Below are 16,185 nucleotides of genomic sequence, written 5' to 3' on the forward strand. Positions count from 1 at the left end.
CGTGTTCTGGGAGAGGCCTACAGACCGGCGCATGCACCAGAGCATTACTCACAGGCTACGCAACAGCTCTTCCGTTTGCTTCCAGCCAATGCAGGGATCTGTCAGGGAACATCCGTAAATCAAATCGTCGCTGTCATTCTGACGACCTTCCTCCAGAAAACTCTCGAGCATCAAACCAACGATGTGTGAATTACCTGTGCGTTTCTGAGCCATCACTTCCCGAGCGATAACCAGTTGTCGCTCAGATTGTTTCTGTGCGTTGTCATGACTGCAATCGACCATCACCGAAGCAGAAACACCTGCGCTGGACAAGGCACTCACGGCCTCGCGAACGCTCTCAGCGTCGTAGTTTGTAATACCTCGCCCGCCCCGTAATACCAAGTGTGTATGAGGGTTGCCCTCGGTGGTAATCATCGCGGGTGCGCCATTACTGCCAACGCCGAAGCGGTGATGGGGATGGGCCGCAGACTTCATGGCATTGATGGCAACGCCAATACTGCCGTCGGTGCCATTCTTGAAACCGGTCGGCATCGGCAGACCGCTGACCATTTCACGGTGAACCTGGGACTCGGTGGTGCGAGCACCGATGGCGGTCCAACTCACGAGGTCGCCGAGGTAATCCATAGCGAACGGGCTCAGGGCTTCCGTGGCCAATGGCAGGCCCATGTCTGACAGGTTCAACAGCAGCCGCCGGGAACGCAGCAGGCCTTCGTTGAGGTTTCCGGCGCCAGTGCGCTCCGGGTCATAGAGCAGGCCTTTCCAGCCAACGGTGGTTCGGGGCTTTTCGAGGTAGGTACGCATCACAATCAGGAAACGGTCGTTGACATCGTCCGCCAGTGCTTTGAGCTTCTCGCCATACTCCAATGCCGCCACTTCGTCGTGGATCGAGCAGGGGCCGATGACCACCAGCGTTCTCGAGTCCTCGCCGTTGAGTATCCGGCGAATAGCCTCCCGGTGCTGGCGAATCCGCCCCTGCACGTGAGCAGGAACCGGCAGGCTGGCTCGCAGTTCGGTTGGTGTCGGCAGCGGCACTTCCCGGGTTCCCGACTCAGCCTCTGATGGCTGGTGGGTCTCGTTCAGTGTCTCGATGTTCAGCGACATGTTCATGGTCAGTGTTCCCGTTTCCCTGTGTCAGAATCAAAAAAGCCCCGGCTGGTGGCTACCAGTCGGGGCTTTTCGAGTCCGGTGGCAGCCTGGGTTTCTGCCGGGCTACCTTCCTCGTTATTCGGTCGATGAAGATCTTATGGGCGGCCCGGGCTCTGGCTAAAATAGCCATAACCAAACCACCAGAAAAACACAGCAGCGACCGCAGCAATCGATTTTTCACCGAAAGCTTGCAGAACATTCAATTGACAGGTCGCGTGTGTCGTCTTCATGCTTTCCAATATATATCCCCGGTTTCCGGCTTTGCAACCCGTAAATTCGGTTTTTTGCAGGTATTGCGGCCCTACCAGTCCCGGAGTCACTCATGAACACAGCGTTGAATTGTCGGCCTACGCTTTCTTTGTTGCTGATCCTGCTGCTTTTTTCAGGCGCCATAGCAGCGGCGCCTGAGGCCCGCACCTACCAGATGGCACAGCGCTCCGCAGAAGGTGTGGCGCAACAGATTCGCGAACTTTACCCGGATGGCCAGGTGTCCATCACCGCTCGCGGACAGCAGATGGTGGTTCGTGGTGAACCAGAGGTTCTGGATGAAATCGGCAGGCTGGTGGAGACCATGGACGTCGCCCCCTCACAGATGCGTATTACGGTTCGTTCCCGACACAACGTGGATGCCAAAACCGGTGGCGGCGGGTTTTCCGTCAACAACAACCAGGTCAGCGTTCAGGCCGAACGCAAGGTCACTACAACACGGCGGAATCAGGAACGCACGCTGATCGTTCAGGATGGGCAATCCGCTCATATTTCCTCCGGCCAGGTCCGCACCGTACCGGTCGCCATCCGCGGGGGCCGTAATCCGGCGGCGTTTCTGGAACAGGTCGAAACCCGAAGCGGCTTCCTGGTCAGTCCGCAGGTGATTTCAGATCAGGCGGTCGAATTGAACATTGTCTCTTTTGAGGAAGACCCGAAGGGTAACCCGCCCGGTTACGACACCGAGGCGGTGATGACCATACGCCGGGTAGAACCCGGTGAATGGGTGGAACTCGGCAGCACGCGCCAACAGCGAGTAGGTGAGCGGTCCGGCATCACTTACCAAACCGGGCACAGCCGCCGCCAGAATCAGACCTTCGAGGTAAAGGTTGAGGTTCTTTAAGGCCGGTCAGGCGCGGCGTTTCAGCAAGACACTTTTGGCTTCGTTGATCTTGGCGGCCAGGTAATCGTTGCCGCCCCGATCCGGATGGAGCTTCTGGATCAAACGTCGATGCGCGTGCACGATCTCGTCGTCTGAACAGTCTGGCGCAACCCCCAGAATCTCACAGGCTTCGCTAACCGACATATTGCCGGAACTGGCGGTTGCCTGCCCGCGCTGCCTGTGTTGATAGTGGTCGGTGTTTTCATCATCAGGTTCACTGTGCCGGTTTTGACCGAACAGGCGGCTGGCCACCGGGGCAAACTTCAGCAACGCTGGCAGCTTTCTCAGCAGCGGTAAAAGGGCGGCCACTGCAGCGGTCAGTACATGCACCCGCCCCGTCAGCACCATGAACAGCAGCAACGCGCCGCCCGCCACCAGCACGATTTTCCAGGTAGCGGCCTTTTTCTTTTCCGGCGATAACGCGCCCCACTGTTTCAGGACAATAAATACGGCTGCCGCCAGTGCAATACCAAGAATCCATTGCATTCGCCAATCCTTATCGATGACCAGGTCGTAAATCTGTCATTCTTGTTTGGCAACCTAATGAACGGGATGAGCTCCCTGCCCCGCCTGGGCAAGGCAGGTGAAGGCGCCTGGAGCACAGTAATTGTACGCATTTTCACTGACAAATCAGTGACAGCAACCCTCTCGCTTGTATAGGATGCTATTCTTTACGGTTTGTTGACGACTCCTTGCCAACACAGCCCCCGGCGAGCCGGGCAACTCCATCCCTATGGGAACAGGAGCCTGCAAAGCTAACACGATTACCTGTAACGGACATACGACCCAGGACCTGAATTATGCGCACTGCCTCCCGCTTCCTGATTGTACTCATCTTTCTCGGTGTCGTGCTCGGCGGCATTTTTGGTTATAAGTTCTACCAGTTCGGCCAGATGAAAGAACAGTTTTCCCAGCCCCAGCCGCCGGCGAAAATTTCGGCGACCATGGCCAGCACTGAGATGTGGACACCTGAGATCAAAGCCGTTGGCAGCGTAGAAGCCATCAACGGTATTGAGGTGGCAAACGAAGTGCCTGGTGTGGTTGAGAACATTGCGTTCGAGTCAGGTGATACGGTGAAAAAAGGCGACATCCTGATCCGTCTGGACGCTGCCATTGATGAAGCCGCGTTGCGCACACGCCGCGCCGAGGCACAGCTCGCGGAGCAGGAGTTCAAGCGGGTGTCCGACCTGCTTCCAAAGCGCGCCGTGTCGCAATCCCAGTACGATGAAGCCAAGGCCAATTTCGACGCAGCAAGGGCAAGGGTCAATGAAGCCGAAGCCCAGTTGAGTAAGAAAATCATCCGCGCGCCTTTCGACGGCAAGCTTGGCCTCCGGCTGGTGGATCAGGGCGAATACATCGGTACCGGTACGCCGATTGTCGAAATCAATATGCTTGATCCGATCTACGTGGATTACACCCTCTCGGAAAAAGATCTGCCCATGGTGCAACAGGGCTACGACGTAGTGGCAACTGTCGCTGCCATCCCCGACAGTCATTTTGCCGGCCAGGTCAGCGCCATCAACACGTCGGTTAACCCGCAAACCCGTACCGTCCGGGTTCGCGCCACGCTGGGCAACGAGGACAATCAGCTTCGCCCGGGGATGTTCGCCACGGTATCAACCAGGCAACCCCAGGACCGGGAGGTTGTCACCGTGCCGCGAACCGCCGTTTCCTACAACACCTACGGTGATTTCGTGTTCGTTGTTGAAGAGAACGATGACGGCGAATTGGTCGTCAATCGTCGCACCATCCAGACCGGCAATACCCGGGACAGTCGCGTTGCCGTGCTTGATGGTCTGAAAGAAGGCGAGCAGGTCGTCTCCAAGGGTCTGCTGAGATTGAGGGCTGGCCAGCGCGTTGAAGTTCAGGAAGATGAACAGCCGGCGGAGGCGTCCAAGTAATGCGTTTCACCGACATATTCATACAGCGCCCCGTCCTGGCGACGGTGGTCAGCCTGCTGATCCTGCTGCTCGGGGCCCGGGCAGCGATGGAGATGGAAATCCGTCAGTACCCGGAACTTGAGAGCACCACCGTCACGGTGACAACCGCCTACCCCGGCGCGGGCTCTGAGCTGGTAAAAGGGTTCATCACCACGCCCTTGCAGCAGGCCATCGCCGAAGCCAGTGGCATCGACTACCTCACGTCCACAAGTTCCCAGGGACAGTCCACCATTGAAGCCAAGATGGTGCTGAACTACGACGCCAACGCAGCGCTGGCCGAGATTCAGGCGAAAGTGGCCAGTCAGCGCAACGTACTGCCCGCCGATGCGCAGGACCCGGTCATAACCTCCACAACCGGCGATTCCACCGCGTTGATGTATATCGCCTTTTATAGCGATGAACTGGAGGTGCCCCAGATCACGGACTACCTGACGCGGGTGGTTCAGCCCAAGCTTCAGGCTCTGTCCGGCGTCGGCAAGGCCGATTTGCTGGGACGCCAGTTCGCCTTGCGAGTCTGGCTGGACCCCGAGCGCCTGTCAGCGGTGGACATGACGCCGCAGGAAGTGGTGGATGTACTGCTGCGCAATAACTATCAGGCGGCCGTAGGCAATACCAAGGGCAAATACACCAAGATCAGCATGACCAGCGACACCGACGTCGGTGACCCGGAGCAGTTCAAGGATCTGGTAGTCAAGGAATCCGACGGCTCGCTGATCCGCCTGCGGGACATTGCCCGCGTTGAACTGGGTTCCGAAACCTACGACCAACTCGCCCTGTACAAGGGCCAGCCAGCAACCTACGTGGCCATTGAGCTGTCACCTGGCGCTAACCCTTTGACGGTCGCAAAGCTGGTCAAAGATGAACTGCCGGGTATTGAAAGCCAGCTGCCGTCCGGCATGAACGTCCGCCTGGCCTACGATGCGTCCGACTTTATCGACAGTTCGATCAAAGAGGTTATCCAGACACTGCTGGAGGCGCTGGTTATCGTTCTGGTGGTGGTCTTCATCTGCCTGGGCTCGGTCAGAGCGGCGGTGGTTCCGTCCGTGGCGGTGCCTCTATCACTGGTTGGCGGCGCCTTTTTCATGTTGGTGATGGGGTTCTCACTGAACCTGCTGACACTGCTGTCGATGGTACTCGCCATCGGTCTTGTCGTGGACGATGCGATCATCATGGTGGAAAACGTTCACCGCCACATTGAAGAGGGCGAATCCCGCTTCAACGCGGCCCTGAACGGTGCCCGCGAAATGGCAACGCCGATCATCGCCATGACCACCACGCTTGTGGCGGTCTATGCCCCTATAGGCTTCATGGGGGGACTGGTTGGCTCACTGTTCACCGAGTTCGCATTTACCCTGGCCGGCACCGTCGTTATTTCCGGTATCGTGGCACTGACCCTGTCACCGATGCTGTCCGGCAAGATCCTCAAGCCCCACGGCAATCCGGGTCGGTTCGAGCAGGTCGTGGAGCGCTCCTTCGGCGGCCTGGCCAATGGGTACAAACGTGCTCTTGCGTCATTGATGGACACCAAGTCCGTGGTGATTTTCTTCGCCATCGTGGTGCTGGGATCGATCTACTTCATGGTGGCCATGAGCCAGAACGAACTGGCGCCCACCGAAGACCAGGGTATCCTGTTCTATCAGGGGCTTGGCCCCCAGACGTCCACCCTCGATTATCTCCAGGAACACGGAGATGAAGTTCAGGAGCGTATGTCGACGGTGCCCGGCTACCATGAGGACTTCATGATTCTCGGCATCACCGGGCCCAATGCTGTGTTCGGTGGCTTCAAAATGAAGCCCTGGTCAGATCGCGACATCAGTCAGTTCGAGGTTCAGCCGCAGCTTGACCAGGAACTGAAGAATGTCACCGGCCTGCAAACCGCCGTTTTCCCCAGGCCATCCCTGCCAGGCTCCGGCGGTGGTCTGCCCTTCCAGTTCGTGATTACCACGGGCGAGGATTACGAGCGCCTGAATGACGTTGCCAATGACCTGCTCGGGAAGGCCATGCAAAGCGGCAACTTTATGTTCCTGCAGAAATCCATCGACTTTGACCGCCCGGTTACCCGTATTAAGGTCGACCGTGACCGGGTAGCAGATCTGGGGCTATCGATGCAGGATGTTGGTCGTGCCATGTCCAGCATGCTGGGCGGCGGCTACATCAACCGCTTTAACATGCAGGGCCGTTCATACCAGGTTATCCCACAGGTCGACCAGGATTTCCGTCTGGACGAACAGGCACTCAATGACTATTACATTCGGGCCGACAGCGGCAGCCTGGTGCCCCTATCAAGCGTCATCAGCTTTCAGAAAGACGTGGAGCCATCACAACGTACCCAGTTTAACCAGTTGAACTCGTTGACACTGCAGGGCGTTGTCACTCCTGGCGTGACGGTGGGCGATGCCATGGCCTTTATGGAAAATGCCGCTGCAGAAAGTTTCCCGCAGGGATTCTCGTTCGACTACACCGGGGAGTCGCGTCAGTTCGCGAACCAGGGCAGCGCATTGGTGGTTACCTTCTTCCTGTCATTGCTGGTGATTTACCTGGTGCTGGCAGCGCAGTTCGAAAGCTGGCGCGATCCGTTCATCATCCTTGTTTCGGTACCGATGTCGGTGGCCGGGGCCATGGCCTTCATCGTGCTTGGTTTTGCCACCATGAACATCTACACACAGGTGGGGCTGATTACCCTCATTGGTGTTGTCTCCAAAAACGGGATATTGATCGTGGAGTTCGCCAACCAGTTGCAGGTGGACAAAGGCCTGAACAAGCGCGAGGCCGTTGTGGAAGCAGCAGCCATCCGTCTGCGCCCGATCGTCATGACCTCCCTGGCGCTGATCTTCGCCATGGTTCCGCTGTTGATTGCAGTAGGCCCGGGTGCGGAAAGCCGATTCGCCATCGGCCTGACCATCAGTGCTGGCCTGGGCATCGGCACGCTGTTCACCATTTTCGTGTTGCCCGCGTTCTACATCCTTCTGGGCCGTGACCACCACGGTTCCACGGCGGATGACGACGCAAATGGCAGCACTGGGAACACGGCTCACGCCCAGTGACCCTCGGAACGCTCTTCTGGCTGTTTGTAGCCGGCTTCGCCACCTGGTACTGGTGGCGGGCCAAGGCCATCAAGGACTTTGTGCTTCAGGCAGCCAGGAACTACTGCAAGAAAATGGATGTGATGCTGCTGGACGACGCGGTGTATCTACGCGGCGTATGGTTCAAGCGCGACGACAACGGCCGTACCCGGGTGTGGCGCCGCTTCCTGTTTGAATTCACCTCAACCGGAGAGGAACGCTACCTCGGCCGAATCATCATGCTCGGCCCTCGCATCATTCATATGGAGCTGGACCCCCACCGCTTCGGCCCGGACCTCTGACTTCCGGGCACATCCCCCGGTAGACGCGACAGATCCCCTCCCCCAAATGGGCGATTCTTACGCCCGCCCCAATCGCAAATAATCCCCCACGCATTGGCGACAAAGAGCAGCCCTCACCGGGCGGCTTTCTCACAAAAACAACAGGAGTCAACCATGCGTAAACTCATCACTTTCGCAGTGATCATGAGCTGTGCCTTGCTTGCAGCACCCACACTCAGCCATGCCAGCTATACCAAAACAAAGCATCCGATCGTTCTGGTTCACGGTGTCACCGGCTTCAATACCATCGGAGGCCTGATCAATTATTTCCACAACGTGCCCTGGAATCTTGAGCGTAGCGGCGCCCGGGTATATTCCGCCAGCGTGTCCTTTGTGAACAGCAGCGAACAGCGTGGCCAGCAACTTGCCAATTACATTAACGGGCTTGGGCATTCGAAGGTCAACATCATGGCCCATAGCCAGGGTGCGCCCACCTCCCGCGTAACCGCCTCACTTATTCCCCACAAGGTTGCCTCGGTAACATCCATCAATGGCGTCAACAAAGGCTCAAAAGTCGCGGACGTCGCGCGGGGCATCATTCCACCCGGCAGTTATGTGGAGGGTGGCGCCGGCGCCATTGCCAACGCACTTGGAGACCTGGTCAACGCGCTGTCTGGCTCCAACAACCCCCAGGATGGTGTGGCAGCACTGGAAACACTGACCACACGGGGCACCACGCAGTTGAACAATGCCCTCGGCTGGAAAGGGGTGAACCGGTGGTCCTGCGCGGGCACCAATGAAGACGTGTGGATCAACGGCAACCGGATCAAGTTCTTCTCCTGGACCGGCACCTCCGTCTGGACCAACTGGACCGACATCACCGACCCTTTCCTGGGCGTTACTTCGCTGGCTTTCGGCAACGAGCCCAATGATGGCCTGGTCGGCGAATGTTCCACCAAGATGGGCAACGTGATCGGCACCCATTACGACATGAACCACGTAGACGCCATCAATCACCTGTTCGGCGCTCGCTCGTGGCGGACCAATCCGGTCTCGCTCTATCGCAGCCATGCCAACCGCCTGAAAAACCGCGGGCTTTAACCCTCACGTTTTCGAGTCTGAACCGTCGCCGGGCGCCCCGCTGATGCGCGCCCGTCGACGACAGATGCCAAGGCAGGATAACGGGTATGAACAATAGCGACAGACTGAACAAGAAGGCTTTACTTCCCCTGATCATGACCGTTCCGGTGGTGATTGCCTGTGTGTGGTTCCTGCTGGCGGACGAGCCGCGCGGTAAAAAAACAACAACACAGGAAACGAGTACTCCCGCCACCACCTCAGAACAGCCAAAACCCGGTATTGCGGAGGCGCCACCTGCCAATGGCGAAGATGCGCCCGTCCCTTACCAGACACCCGATAGCCTGGGAGACCAACCGTTTGCCAACTCCCTTGCAGGCACAAACATCGACGGCAACTTACGGGCCGACGCCAATGGCGAATTGATCATTGATCTGGAAACCCGTGACTTCTTCGACTACTTCCTGAACACCATTGGCGAGGTATCGGCCGAGCAGGCACTGGACCAGATCGAAACCCTGGCTAAACAGAGTCTGCCGGAAAACGCTGCCCGCGAGGCCATGACCCTGCTCAACCAGTACCTGGAGTACAAGGATGCCTCTCTTGCACTTGGCAACCAGGGACTCGACCCCGCCCGGCAGCACGATCCCGCATACCAGCTGGACATGCTCAAGGGTGCATTGGCCGATATGAAACAGCTGCGCCGACGCATGTTCGCCGCCGACACTCACGAGGCCTTTTTCGGACTGGAGGAAGCCTACGGCGACTATACCCTCGCCAGTCTTGAAATCCAGCAGCGCACCGACCTGTCCACGGACGCAAAGAACACACTGGTTGAATGGCATCGGCAGCAGCTTCCCGAGGTCATCCGCCGTACCGAAACCCGCATGATTGAGGAAAGCGGTGACCTCCGGGCGAGACAAAAGGCGTTGTCCGAGGCCGACTCTCCGGCCGACGCCGGACGCAGGCTGCGGGAACTGGGCGTTGACGATGCCCAGGCCAGAGAAGTGGTCGCCTACATGAAGGAGCGGGAGCAGTTTGACAGCCATTATCAACAGTTCCAGCAGGCACTGGCGAGTCTGGACAACTCCGGGTTGGCGGAAGAGGACAGGGCCACCCAGGAGAACCGGTTACTGAAGCGGCATTTTGACACCGAACAGACCCGCACCTGGGCACGACTGCGGGCATTGGAGTCGCAATCACCATAGTGTGCACCAATGCCATTCCTGACACCCTGGCCGGCGTAAACTGGAGGAAACGACAATAACAACCGGACAGTCCTCGATGAACTTTTCCCAGCTTAGGGATCAACGGGCCAACGGGTTTCGGCAACTGCGGTTTGAGCCTGGGCTGGAAGCCCACTATCGCAGAGTCAGGGACGAAGGCATACGGTCACGCGCACGGCCGGTCTCCGCCAGTGCGCTGGCGCTGTTCCTGGTATATACGCTGCTGGATTCCCTGATGCTGCCCCCGGCCATTGCACGGGACACCATCGCAGTAAGGCTTATGGTTACCTGCCCGTTGATCATCGGCGTATGGTGGCTGTCCTATCGCGACATTCGTGATGATCACTTCGTAAAGATCTATGCGCTCGCCTACTTGATCGGCGGCCTCAGCGTGGTGGGTATTATTGGGCTTGCACGCCTGGAGAACCATCCACTGCCCTACGAAGGCATCCTCCTGATGCTGATGTTTGGTTACTTCGTGATGGGCATCCCGTTTCGCACGGTTTCCGGCGCAAGCCTTATGGTTATCGTTGCCTATCTTTGGGTGGAGAGCGCCACCGGTTTGGGGACGCACCAACTTATGGTAAACGGTTTTTTCATCGGCACAGCCAATATCATCGGGATGGTAGGGTCCTGGCTGAGTGAACACCGTCAGCGCGCTCACTTCCTGGATCGTCAGATGCTCAACGCCTCCAAACAACAGGCCGAGCAGGAGAATCAGCGCAAGACCCGACTGATCACCGTCGCAAGCCACGACCTTCGTCAGCCCCTGAACGTGATCAGCCTGATTCTGGAAAACCTCACCGCCGACGGGCTGCCAGGTGAGCAGCAGTCGCTGGTGTCGCGACTGAAATCCTCAGTGAGCCATTTCAACGGTCTGCTGGCATCGGTTCTGGATATCTCCCGCATCCAGGAGGGCATGATTTCCCCTGAACCCACCAGGCTCTGTGCGTGGCAGGTTATACGGCAGGTGTCTGAAACGTTTAGCGAGCAGGCACAGAATCCGGGCGCGCAGGTAATCATCCATAAACCCACCCCCGGCAGTGGCGTACTTGCCGACCCGCAGTTGCTGCACCGAGTGCTCCAGAACCTGGTAACGAACGCGCTGGAACATAGCGACGCCACTCGGGTTGATCTCCGGGCACATCAGGAGGACGGAAAGCTGTGCTTCGAGGTACAGGATGATGGCCGGGGCATCGACGACGGCGCCCTTGAACAGATCTTCACCCCCTTCTTCCGTAGTAACCTACGTCAACGTAGTTGCCCCGGCCTGGGGCTCGGGCTGGCCATTGTCCGCGAGCTGACGGGTATGATGGCGGGGCACTGCAGCGTCAGTTCATTACCAGGGCAAGGTGCCTGTTTCCGGGTCTTCCTGCCGGCAACGCCCGCGCCACAAACCACAGATTCCGTTTCCGGGGCGGTTGTCCCACCTTCCGCTCATTCACCCTCACTGATGGTTGTGGAGGATCACGATGAGGCTCGCCACTGGACCTGCGAAACCCTGTCTTCCTGGGGCTACAGCGTGAGGGGCGTTGCCAGTGCGGAACAGGCAATCACCCGCTGGGGCACATCGTCCAACGCTATTCTGGTCAGTGATGTCCATCTCCCGGAAATGTCTGGCGATGCCCTCTACGACCGCCTTTTCGCTCGCAAGTCGGTCCGCGGCGGTATCCTGATGACGGCTGATACTGCAATTCCCCAGGGCTACGACTCTGAACGCCGACTATGGGTACTGCACAAACCGCTGATACCCATGAGGCTGCGGGCCGCTATTACTCAACTGGATCGTCTTGCTGACTGATCGTATCAAAGCAGCCCCAGCGCTCTCGCCTGGGCGACACATTCGGTGCGGTTGTGAACATCCAGGTGGGTAAAAATCGCCTTCAGGTGAGTTTTCACCGTGTGCTCGGTGAGATCAAGAGCCTGGCAAATCCGCTTGTTGGGAAGCCCATCCGCCAATAGCGTAAGAACCTCCAGTTGGCGTGGGGTCAGGTGCTCGGGACTCAGGGATGGAAATGGCAACGACGGGTAGAACAGCAGGCCATTGCTGACCCGCTGGACCATTCGAACCAGCGAGCGACGGCCCGCGGACTTGGGCAGAAACCCCACAGCACCTGCAGAGCGCGCCGCCCGTACTGAGGCCTCGTCCTCGCGACTGGAAATCACCACCACGGAAACGGGTAGTCCGATCTGTTCAAGCTCTGAGAACAACGACAGGCCCGCCTCCCCTTGCAACGTCAGGTCCAGCAGAACAAGAGAGGTTTCCGGCCTTGAGCGGAGATCGTCCACCGCGTCCGCCACAGAGGCAACCGTCGCAACCTCTCGGGCCAGGTTTTCCTGTTCAAGAATGGCCGTAATTCCGAACAGAAAAAACGGGTGGTCGTCCACGATCAACACGCGGGCCAGGGGAAGACAGTCTCCGGGTGACAGCAGTGCACAGTCGGCGTTATCAGCCGTTCTGGTGTCCATGGTTTTCTCCGCAAAATGGCTGTTTTTGTTACTGCGGTGCAGACTACTATACGGATGAAAACCGGAATCGACCGTTCGCTGTTTAACAGTTTTGAGGCAAGCCCCTTTCACCAACTGTGCAGGTGCGGGGGTAATCGCTATACTGGCGCCACGACACTTTCTTACCTCTTTGGATCAAGGCACTGATGTCTGGACGTTTTCTGGCACTTCTACTTGCTGTGCTCCTACCCGTTGTTGCCCATGCCGACCGCCCCACGATGACGGTTGTCACGTCGACTTATCCACCTTTCCAATACCTGGAAAACGGTGAGGTGAAGGGTACCCATACGGAGACCCTTCGCCGGGTCCTGGCGAGGATGGGCTATGACCCCGTTTTCCAACTTGTACCCTGGGCCCGGGCGGAAGCCAGCGCTCGTGCCGGAACCTCAGACCTGATCTACTCCCTAACTCACTCGCCAAACCGCGCCCGCCACTACCACTTCACCAACCCCATCAGCGAGGCCCGCGATGTGTTTTTCAGCCTCTCCGACCGGGGCCTTCAGTGGCAGGAGCTGGATGACCTGGCAGGCATGAGGGTTGGGTTATCCGCCTTCTACAGTTATGCCCCAGAGTTCATGGACTGGCTGGCCGCCGGCAATGCCCGGGTGATCCGGATCAGCCAGGAGTCTCCGGAACTCACGGGGCTGAAAATGGTCGCCTTTGGCCGTATCGACCTGTTCATCTGCGAGGAAACCGTCTGCCGGTATCTGATCGACAAGCACATCGCCGACCATCCGGAGCTGGCGAATGTATCCGCAATGCCACGAACCGTTGGCGAAGTACGAGGCTTCCGCGCGGCGTTCTCCCGCCAGCATCCGAAGGGTGAGGCGCTCCGCGACGAGTTCAACAAGGTGCTGGCTGAGCTGAAGCCCAGCGATTCCGACTAGCGTCTGCGGCAATCACCTACCCCCGACACCATACAGGCGCTTAAAGGTTTCCTATACTGCGGGTTGTACTCTTCAACCAACAGACTAGGACCATGGACATCCAGACTGATCACCGCTACGCCATTAACCTGAACGTCAGGGGCATTCAGCCCTCCGCCACCCTTCGTATCAACGAACTCAGTAACCAGCTTCGCGCCGAGGGCCGGGACATTATCAAACTGGGACTCGGACAGTCGCCGTTCCCGGTGCCCGACCGTGTGGTCGACGCCCTGCGCGAGCATGCCCATGAAAAAGACTACCTTCCGGTAAAAGGCCTCAAGGCCCTGCGGGAATCGATTTCGGGCTACATCAATCGCAGTGAGCGCATGCGCTGCACCTGGGAGGACGTACTGATCGGCCCCGGCTCCAAGGAGCTGCTGTTCATGCTGCAGTTGGCCTATTATGGCGACCTGTTGATCCCGCGCCCAAGCTGGGTGTCCTACGCGCCCCAGGCACGCATTATCGGCCGTTCAGTACACTGGCTGCCAACGCACGCGGAAAACAACTGGCAACTGACGGCAGAAGAACTGGACATCATCTGCCGCGACGACCCGTCACGGCCGCGCATACTGATCATGAACTATCCGTCCAACCCAACGGGCTGCACCTACACAGACGACCAGTTGCTGGCCATTGCCAACGTCGCCCGCAAGTACAAGCTGATTCTGCTGTCGGACGAGATCTATGGCGAAGTCCACTTCGAGGGCCAGCACAAGTCCATCGCCCGCTATTACCCCGAAGGCACCATCATCAGCACCGGCCTGAGCAAGTGGGCCGGCGCGGGTGGCTGGCGCCTCGGTACCTTTATTTTCCCGCCGGAGTTGCGGCCATTACAGGACGCCATGGCAATCATCGCCAGCGAAACCTACACCGCAACCAGTGCTCCGATCCAACATGCGGCCATTGCTGCGTTTAATGGTGGCGAAGACCTGGATGAGTACCTGAAACAGTCACGCCGGGTGCTCAAGGTGGTGGGCGAATACCTCCATCGACGCCTGACGGATATGGGTGCCGTGGTGCAAAAGCCCGAGGGTGCGTTCTACCTGTTCCCGGACTTTTCCAACTTCCGCGAGGCTCTGGCGCGTCGAGACATCAAAACCAGCCAGGCACTGTGTCAGTCGCTGCTGGAAAATACCGGTGTGGCCATCCTGCCGGCCAGTGATTTCGGCTTTGTCCCGGACCACCTTGCCGCACGTCTCGCGTTTGTGGACTTTGACGGTGCTGAGGCTCTCGCGCTGGCCGGAACGGAGTACGGTGAACAGGAACTGAGCGACGATTTCGTCAAACAGGCCTGTCCGCGACTGGTGACCGCCATGGACAAGATGGAGCAGTGGCTCACCGGCCTGTAACAGGGTCGTGATAGACTGGCGCCCTCATTCCAGATCGGAGGGCGTCATCATGTCTAACCCGGAAGCCATTACCGCCATTGCGGATTTCGCCGAAGAGCTGGCCCTGAGGGCCGGTGAGTTGATCAAGCACGAACGAGAACAGAACACCCTTCGTACCGATTACAAACAACAGTCGGAGTTGGTTACCCACGCCGACGTGATGGCCGACGAGATGATCACCGGCGCCATTCGCGAGCGCTTCCCGAACCATCGCATCCTCTCCGAAGAAACCATGCCGGACTTGAGCCAGGCCGAACACCTGGACACTCCGCTGTGGATCATCGACCCCATCGACGGCACTGTGAATTACGCCTACGGCCACCCCCAGGTCGCGATCTCCATCGCCTATGCGGAACAGGGGCGGGTGCAGGCTGGCGTTGTACATGCTCCGTTTTCGGGTGAAACCTTCCGTGCCACACGGGGTACCGGCGCCGCCCTGAATGGCAACCCCATCAAACACAGCGGGGCGACACTGCCCAGGGATTCGCTATTCGCCACCGGCTTCCCCTACACCAAGGACAGCCTTGAACCCTTAGTAAACCGGCTGGAAGCCATGATTCATCAATGCCGGGATCTGCGCCGTATCGGCTCCGCGGCATTGGACATCTGCTGGGTGGCCTGTGGGCGGCTGGACATCTACTACGAGAATGTCAGCCCCTGGGACTTCGCGGCAGCACGGCTGATTGCGCTGGAGGCGGGCGCGACGGCAGGACATTTCAGTGAGGTACCGGCGGGCTATCCGGCGGACTTGTGGGGACGGGATATCCTGATATCAGCCCCGGCGGTCTGGGAGACGGTCCGCGACATCCTACGTAAAGCTTCGGGCTACGAGTGAGCAGCCCAGACCGCTTCTGAAACCAGGCCCCAGGCTTCGTCAAAATCGTTGGAGGGTAACCGGGAAAACGAGGAGCGGACATAGCGTTGAACCCGGCCTTCCATAAACACCAGTACGAAGTCTGCGCCTCGAGCTGAACTGGTTCTGGGGCGCAATCCCTGACGAATCTCGCCTTCCTTCAAGGCCTGGCGTACCTGGGTTTCCAGGCGTTCGAAGAACTGCGACGCTCGCTTGCGCAGGGCTTCATTCTCCCCCATCAACGCATCTCCGGTCAGCACCGTGCACAGCCCCGGATTGCGCTCGGCAAACACCAGCACCAAATGCACGAGTTGCTGCAACCGAACCCGAACATCCTCCTGCTCCTGCAGGATGACCTGGCAACGCGAAAACACTGCCTCCTCGGCAAACTCGATCAGCGCCTCAAACATTTTTCGTTTACTGGGGAAATGGCGATACAAGGCCGCCTCGGTAACTCCGACGGATTTGGCAAGGCCAGCGGTGGTAATTCGTGCTCCCGGATCTTTCTCCAGAAGCTCCACGAGGGCATGAAGAATCGCTTCACGGCGACTGATTTTTTGTTCTGTCATGGCAGGACTACAGGCTCTGTTTAACGTTTCAGGACTTCAGATTTGTGAGTACGAATACAGGC

At 58.4% G+C, this 16,185-nt stretch carries 14 protein-coding genes; 10 read left to right on the top strand and 4 right to left on the bottom strand.

Features of this window, described 5'->3' with window-relative positions:
- Nucleotides 1–48: 48 nt before the first annotated feature.
- A complete protein-coding gene (locus tag MDG893_RS19250; RefSeq protein WP_007155515.1) occupies nt 49–1,107 on the bottom strand; it encodes a 3-deoxy-7-phosphoheptulonate synthase in 1,059 nt (352 codons plus the stop codon).
- A gap of 361 nt (nt 1,108–1,468) precedes the next feature.
- Here MDG893_RS19250 and MDG893_RS19255 point away from each other — a divergent pair, with 361 nt between their 5' ends.
- On the top strand, nt 1,469–2,254 hold the full coding sequence (locus MDG893_RS19255; protein ID WP_007155516.1) for a secretin N-terminal domain-containing protein: 786 nt from the start codon (nt 1,469–1,471) through the stop codon (nt 2,252–2,254).
- 6 nt (nt 2,255–2,260) lie between these two features.
- Here MDG893_RS19255 and MDG893_RS19260 read toward each other — a convergent pair whose 3' ends face one another.
- Nucleotides 2,261–2,779 carry a DnaJ domain-containing protein gene (locus tag MDG893_RS19260; protein ID WP_007155517.1) on the bottom strand — a complete coding sequence of 173 codons (519 nt, stop codon included), beginning with the start codon at nt 2,777–2,779 and terminating at the stop codon, nt 2,261–2,263.
- 314 nt (nt 2,780–3,093) lie between these two features.
- Here MDG893_RS19260 and MDG893_RS19265 point away from each other — a divergent pair, with 314 nt between their 5' ends.
- The 6 genes from MDG893_RS19265 (at nt 3,094) to MDG893_RS19290 (ending at nt 11,680) form a co-directional block, all read left to right on the top strand.
- Nucleotides 3,094–4,194 carry an efflux RND transporter periplasmic adaptor subunit gene (locus MDG893_RS19265; RefSeq protein ID WP_007155518.1) on the top strand — a complete coding sequence of 367 codons (1,101 nt, stop codon included), beginning with the start codon at nt 3,094–3,096 and terminating at the stop codon, nt 4,192–4,194.
- Nucleotides 4,194–7,277, top strand: coding sequence for an efflux RND transporter permease subunit (locus MDG893_RS19270; RefSeq protein WP_007155519.1), 3,084 nt, complete (start codon nt 4,194–4,196; stop codon nt 7,275–7,277). The genes MDG893_RS19265 and MDG893_RS19270 overlap by 1 nt, the downstream gene beginning before the upstream one ends.
- Complete coding sequence (locus MDG893_RS19275) at nt 7,274–7,597, top strand: DUF3301 domain-containing protein (protein ID WP_007155520.1); 324 nt, start codon at nt 7,274–7,276, stop codon at nt 7,595–7,597. Before MDG893_RS19270 ends, MDG893_RS19275 begins: the two co-directional genes overlap by 4 nt.
- A gap of 153 nt (nt 7,598–7,750) precedes the next feature.
- Nucleotides 7,751–8,677 (top strand): esterase/lipase family protein, encoded by a 927-nt coding sequence (locus MDG893_RS19280; protein WP_007155521.1) that lies wholly within the window; start codon nt 7,751–7,753, stop codon nt 8,675–8,677.
- 86 nt (nt 8,678–8,763) lie between these two features.
- Complete coding sequence (locus MDG893_RS20550) at nt 8,764–9,861, top strand: lipase secretion chaperone (protein ID WP_007155522.1); 1,098 nt, start codon at nt 8,764–8,766, stop codon at nt 9,859–9,861.
- A 76-nt stretch (nt 9,862–9,937) separates the two neighbouring features.
- Entirely contained in the window at nt 9,938–11,680 is a 1,743-nt protein-coding gene (locus tag MDG893_RS19290) for a hybrid sensor histidine kinase/response regulator (RefSeq protein ID WP_007155523.1), read from the top strand.
- Nucleotides 11,681–11,685: 5 nt separating this feature from the next.
- Here the strand turns inward: MDG893_RS19290 and MDG893_RS19295 are convergent, their stop codons facing one another.
- Complete coding sequence (locus MDG893_RS19295) at nt 11,686–12,348, bottom strand: response regulator transcription factor (RefSeq protein WP_007155524.1); 663 nt, start codon at nt 12,346–12,348, stop codon at nt 11,686–11,688.
- A gap of 185 nt (nt 12,349–12,533) precedes the next feature.
- On the opposite strand from MDG893_RS19295, the gene MDG893_RS19300 reads away from it, so the two are divergent.
- The 3 genes from MDG893_RS19300 to MDG893_RS19310 all read left to right on the top strand — a co-directional run bounded on the left by MDG893_RS19300 (nt 12,534) and on the right by MDG893_RS19310 (nt 15,536).
- Nucleotides 12,534–13,274, top strand: a complete 741-nt coding sequence (locus MDG893_RS19300) for a substrate-binding periplasmic protein (RefSeq protein ID WP_007155525.1) — start codon at nt 12,534–12,536, stop codon at nt 13,272–13,274.
- Between the two features lie 92 nt (nt 13,275–13,366).
- Entirely contained in the window at nt 13,367–14,662 is a 1,296-nt protein-coding gene (locus MDG893_RS19305) for a pyridoxal phosphate-dependent aminotransferase (RefSeq protein WP_007155526.1), read from the top strand.
- A gap of 49 nt (nt 14,663–14,711) precedes the next feature.
- Nucleotides 14,712–15,536, top strand: coding sequence for an inositol monophosphatase family protein (locus MDG893_RS19310; RefSeq protein WP_007155527.1), 825 nt, complete (start codon nt 14,712–14,714; stop codon nt 15,534–15,536).
- Here the strand turns inward: MDG893_RS19310 and slmA are convergent.
- Nucleotides 15,527–16,123 (bottom strand): nucleoid occlusion factor SlmA, encoded by a 597-nt coding sequence (gene slmA / locus MDG893_RS19315; RefSeq protein ID WP_007155528.1) that lies wholly within the window; start codon nt 16,121–16,123, stop codon nt 15,527–15,529. The genes MDG893_RS19310 and slmA overlap by 10 nt on opposite strands.
- Nucleotides 16,124–16,185 lie beyond the last annotated feature (62 nt).

The organism is Marinobacter algicola DG893 (assembly GCF_000170835.1).
GTDB classification, from domain to species: domain Bacteria; phylum Pseudomonadota; class Gammaproteobacteria; order Pseudomonadales; family Oleiphilaceae; genus Marinobacter; species Marinobacter algicola.

Excerpts from the sequence above, each read along its gene's own strand:
- MDG893_RS19250 (WP_007155515.1), bottom strand. The coding sequence starts at position 1,107 with ATGAACATGTCGCTGAACATCGAGACACTGAACGAGACCCACCAGCCA.
- MDG893_RS19255 (WP_007155516.1), top strand. The coding sequence starts at position 1,469 with ATGAACACAGCGTTGAATTGTCGGCCTACGCTTTCTTTGTTGCTGATC.
- MDG893_RS19260 (WP_007155517.1), bottom strand. The coding sequence starts at position 2,779 with ATGCAATGGATTCTTGGTATTGCACTGGCGGCAGCCGTATTTATTGTC.
- MDG893_RS19265 (WP_007155518.1), top strand. The coding sequence starts at position 3,094 with ATGCGCACTGCCTCCCGCTTCCTGATTGTACTCATCTTTCTCGGTGTC.
- MDG893_RS19270 (WP_007155519.1), top strand. The coding sequence starts at position 4,194 with ATGCGTTTCACCGACATATTCATACAGCGCCCCGTCCTGGCGACGGTG.
- MDG893_RS19280 (WP_007155521.1), top strand. The coding sequence starts at position 7,751 with ATGCGTAAACTCATCACTTTCGCAGTGATCATGAGCTGTGCCTTGCTT.
- MDG893_RS20550 (WP_007155522.1), top strand. The coding sequence starts at position 8,764 with ATGAACAATAGCGACAGACTGAACAAGAAGGCTTTACTTCCCCTGATC.
- MDG893_RS19290 (WP_007155523.1), top strand. The coding sequence starts at position 9,938 with ATGAACTTTTCCCAGCTTAGGGATCAACGGGCCAACGGGTTTCGGCAA.
- MDG893_RS19295 (WP_007155524.1), bottom strand. The coding sequence starts at position 12,348 with ATGGACACCAGAACGGCTGATAACGCCGACTGTGCACTGCTGTCACCC.
- MDG893_RS19300 (WP_007155525.1), top strand. The coding sequence starts at position 12,534 with ATGTCTGGACGTTTTCTGGCACTTCTACTTGCTGTGCTCCTACCCGTT.
- MDG893_RS19305 (WP_007155526.1), top strand. The coding sequence starts at position 13,367 with ATGGACATCCAGACTGATCACCGCTACGCCATTAACCTGAACGTCAGG.
- MDG893_RS19310 (WP_007155527.1), top strand. The coding sequence starts at position 14,712 with ATGTCTAACCCGGAAGCCATTACCGCCATTGCGGATTTCGCCGAAGAG.
- slmA (WP_007155528.1), bottom strand. The coding sequence starts at position 16,123 with ATGACAGAACAAAAAATCAGTCGCCGTGAAGCGATTCTTCATGCCCTC.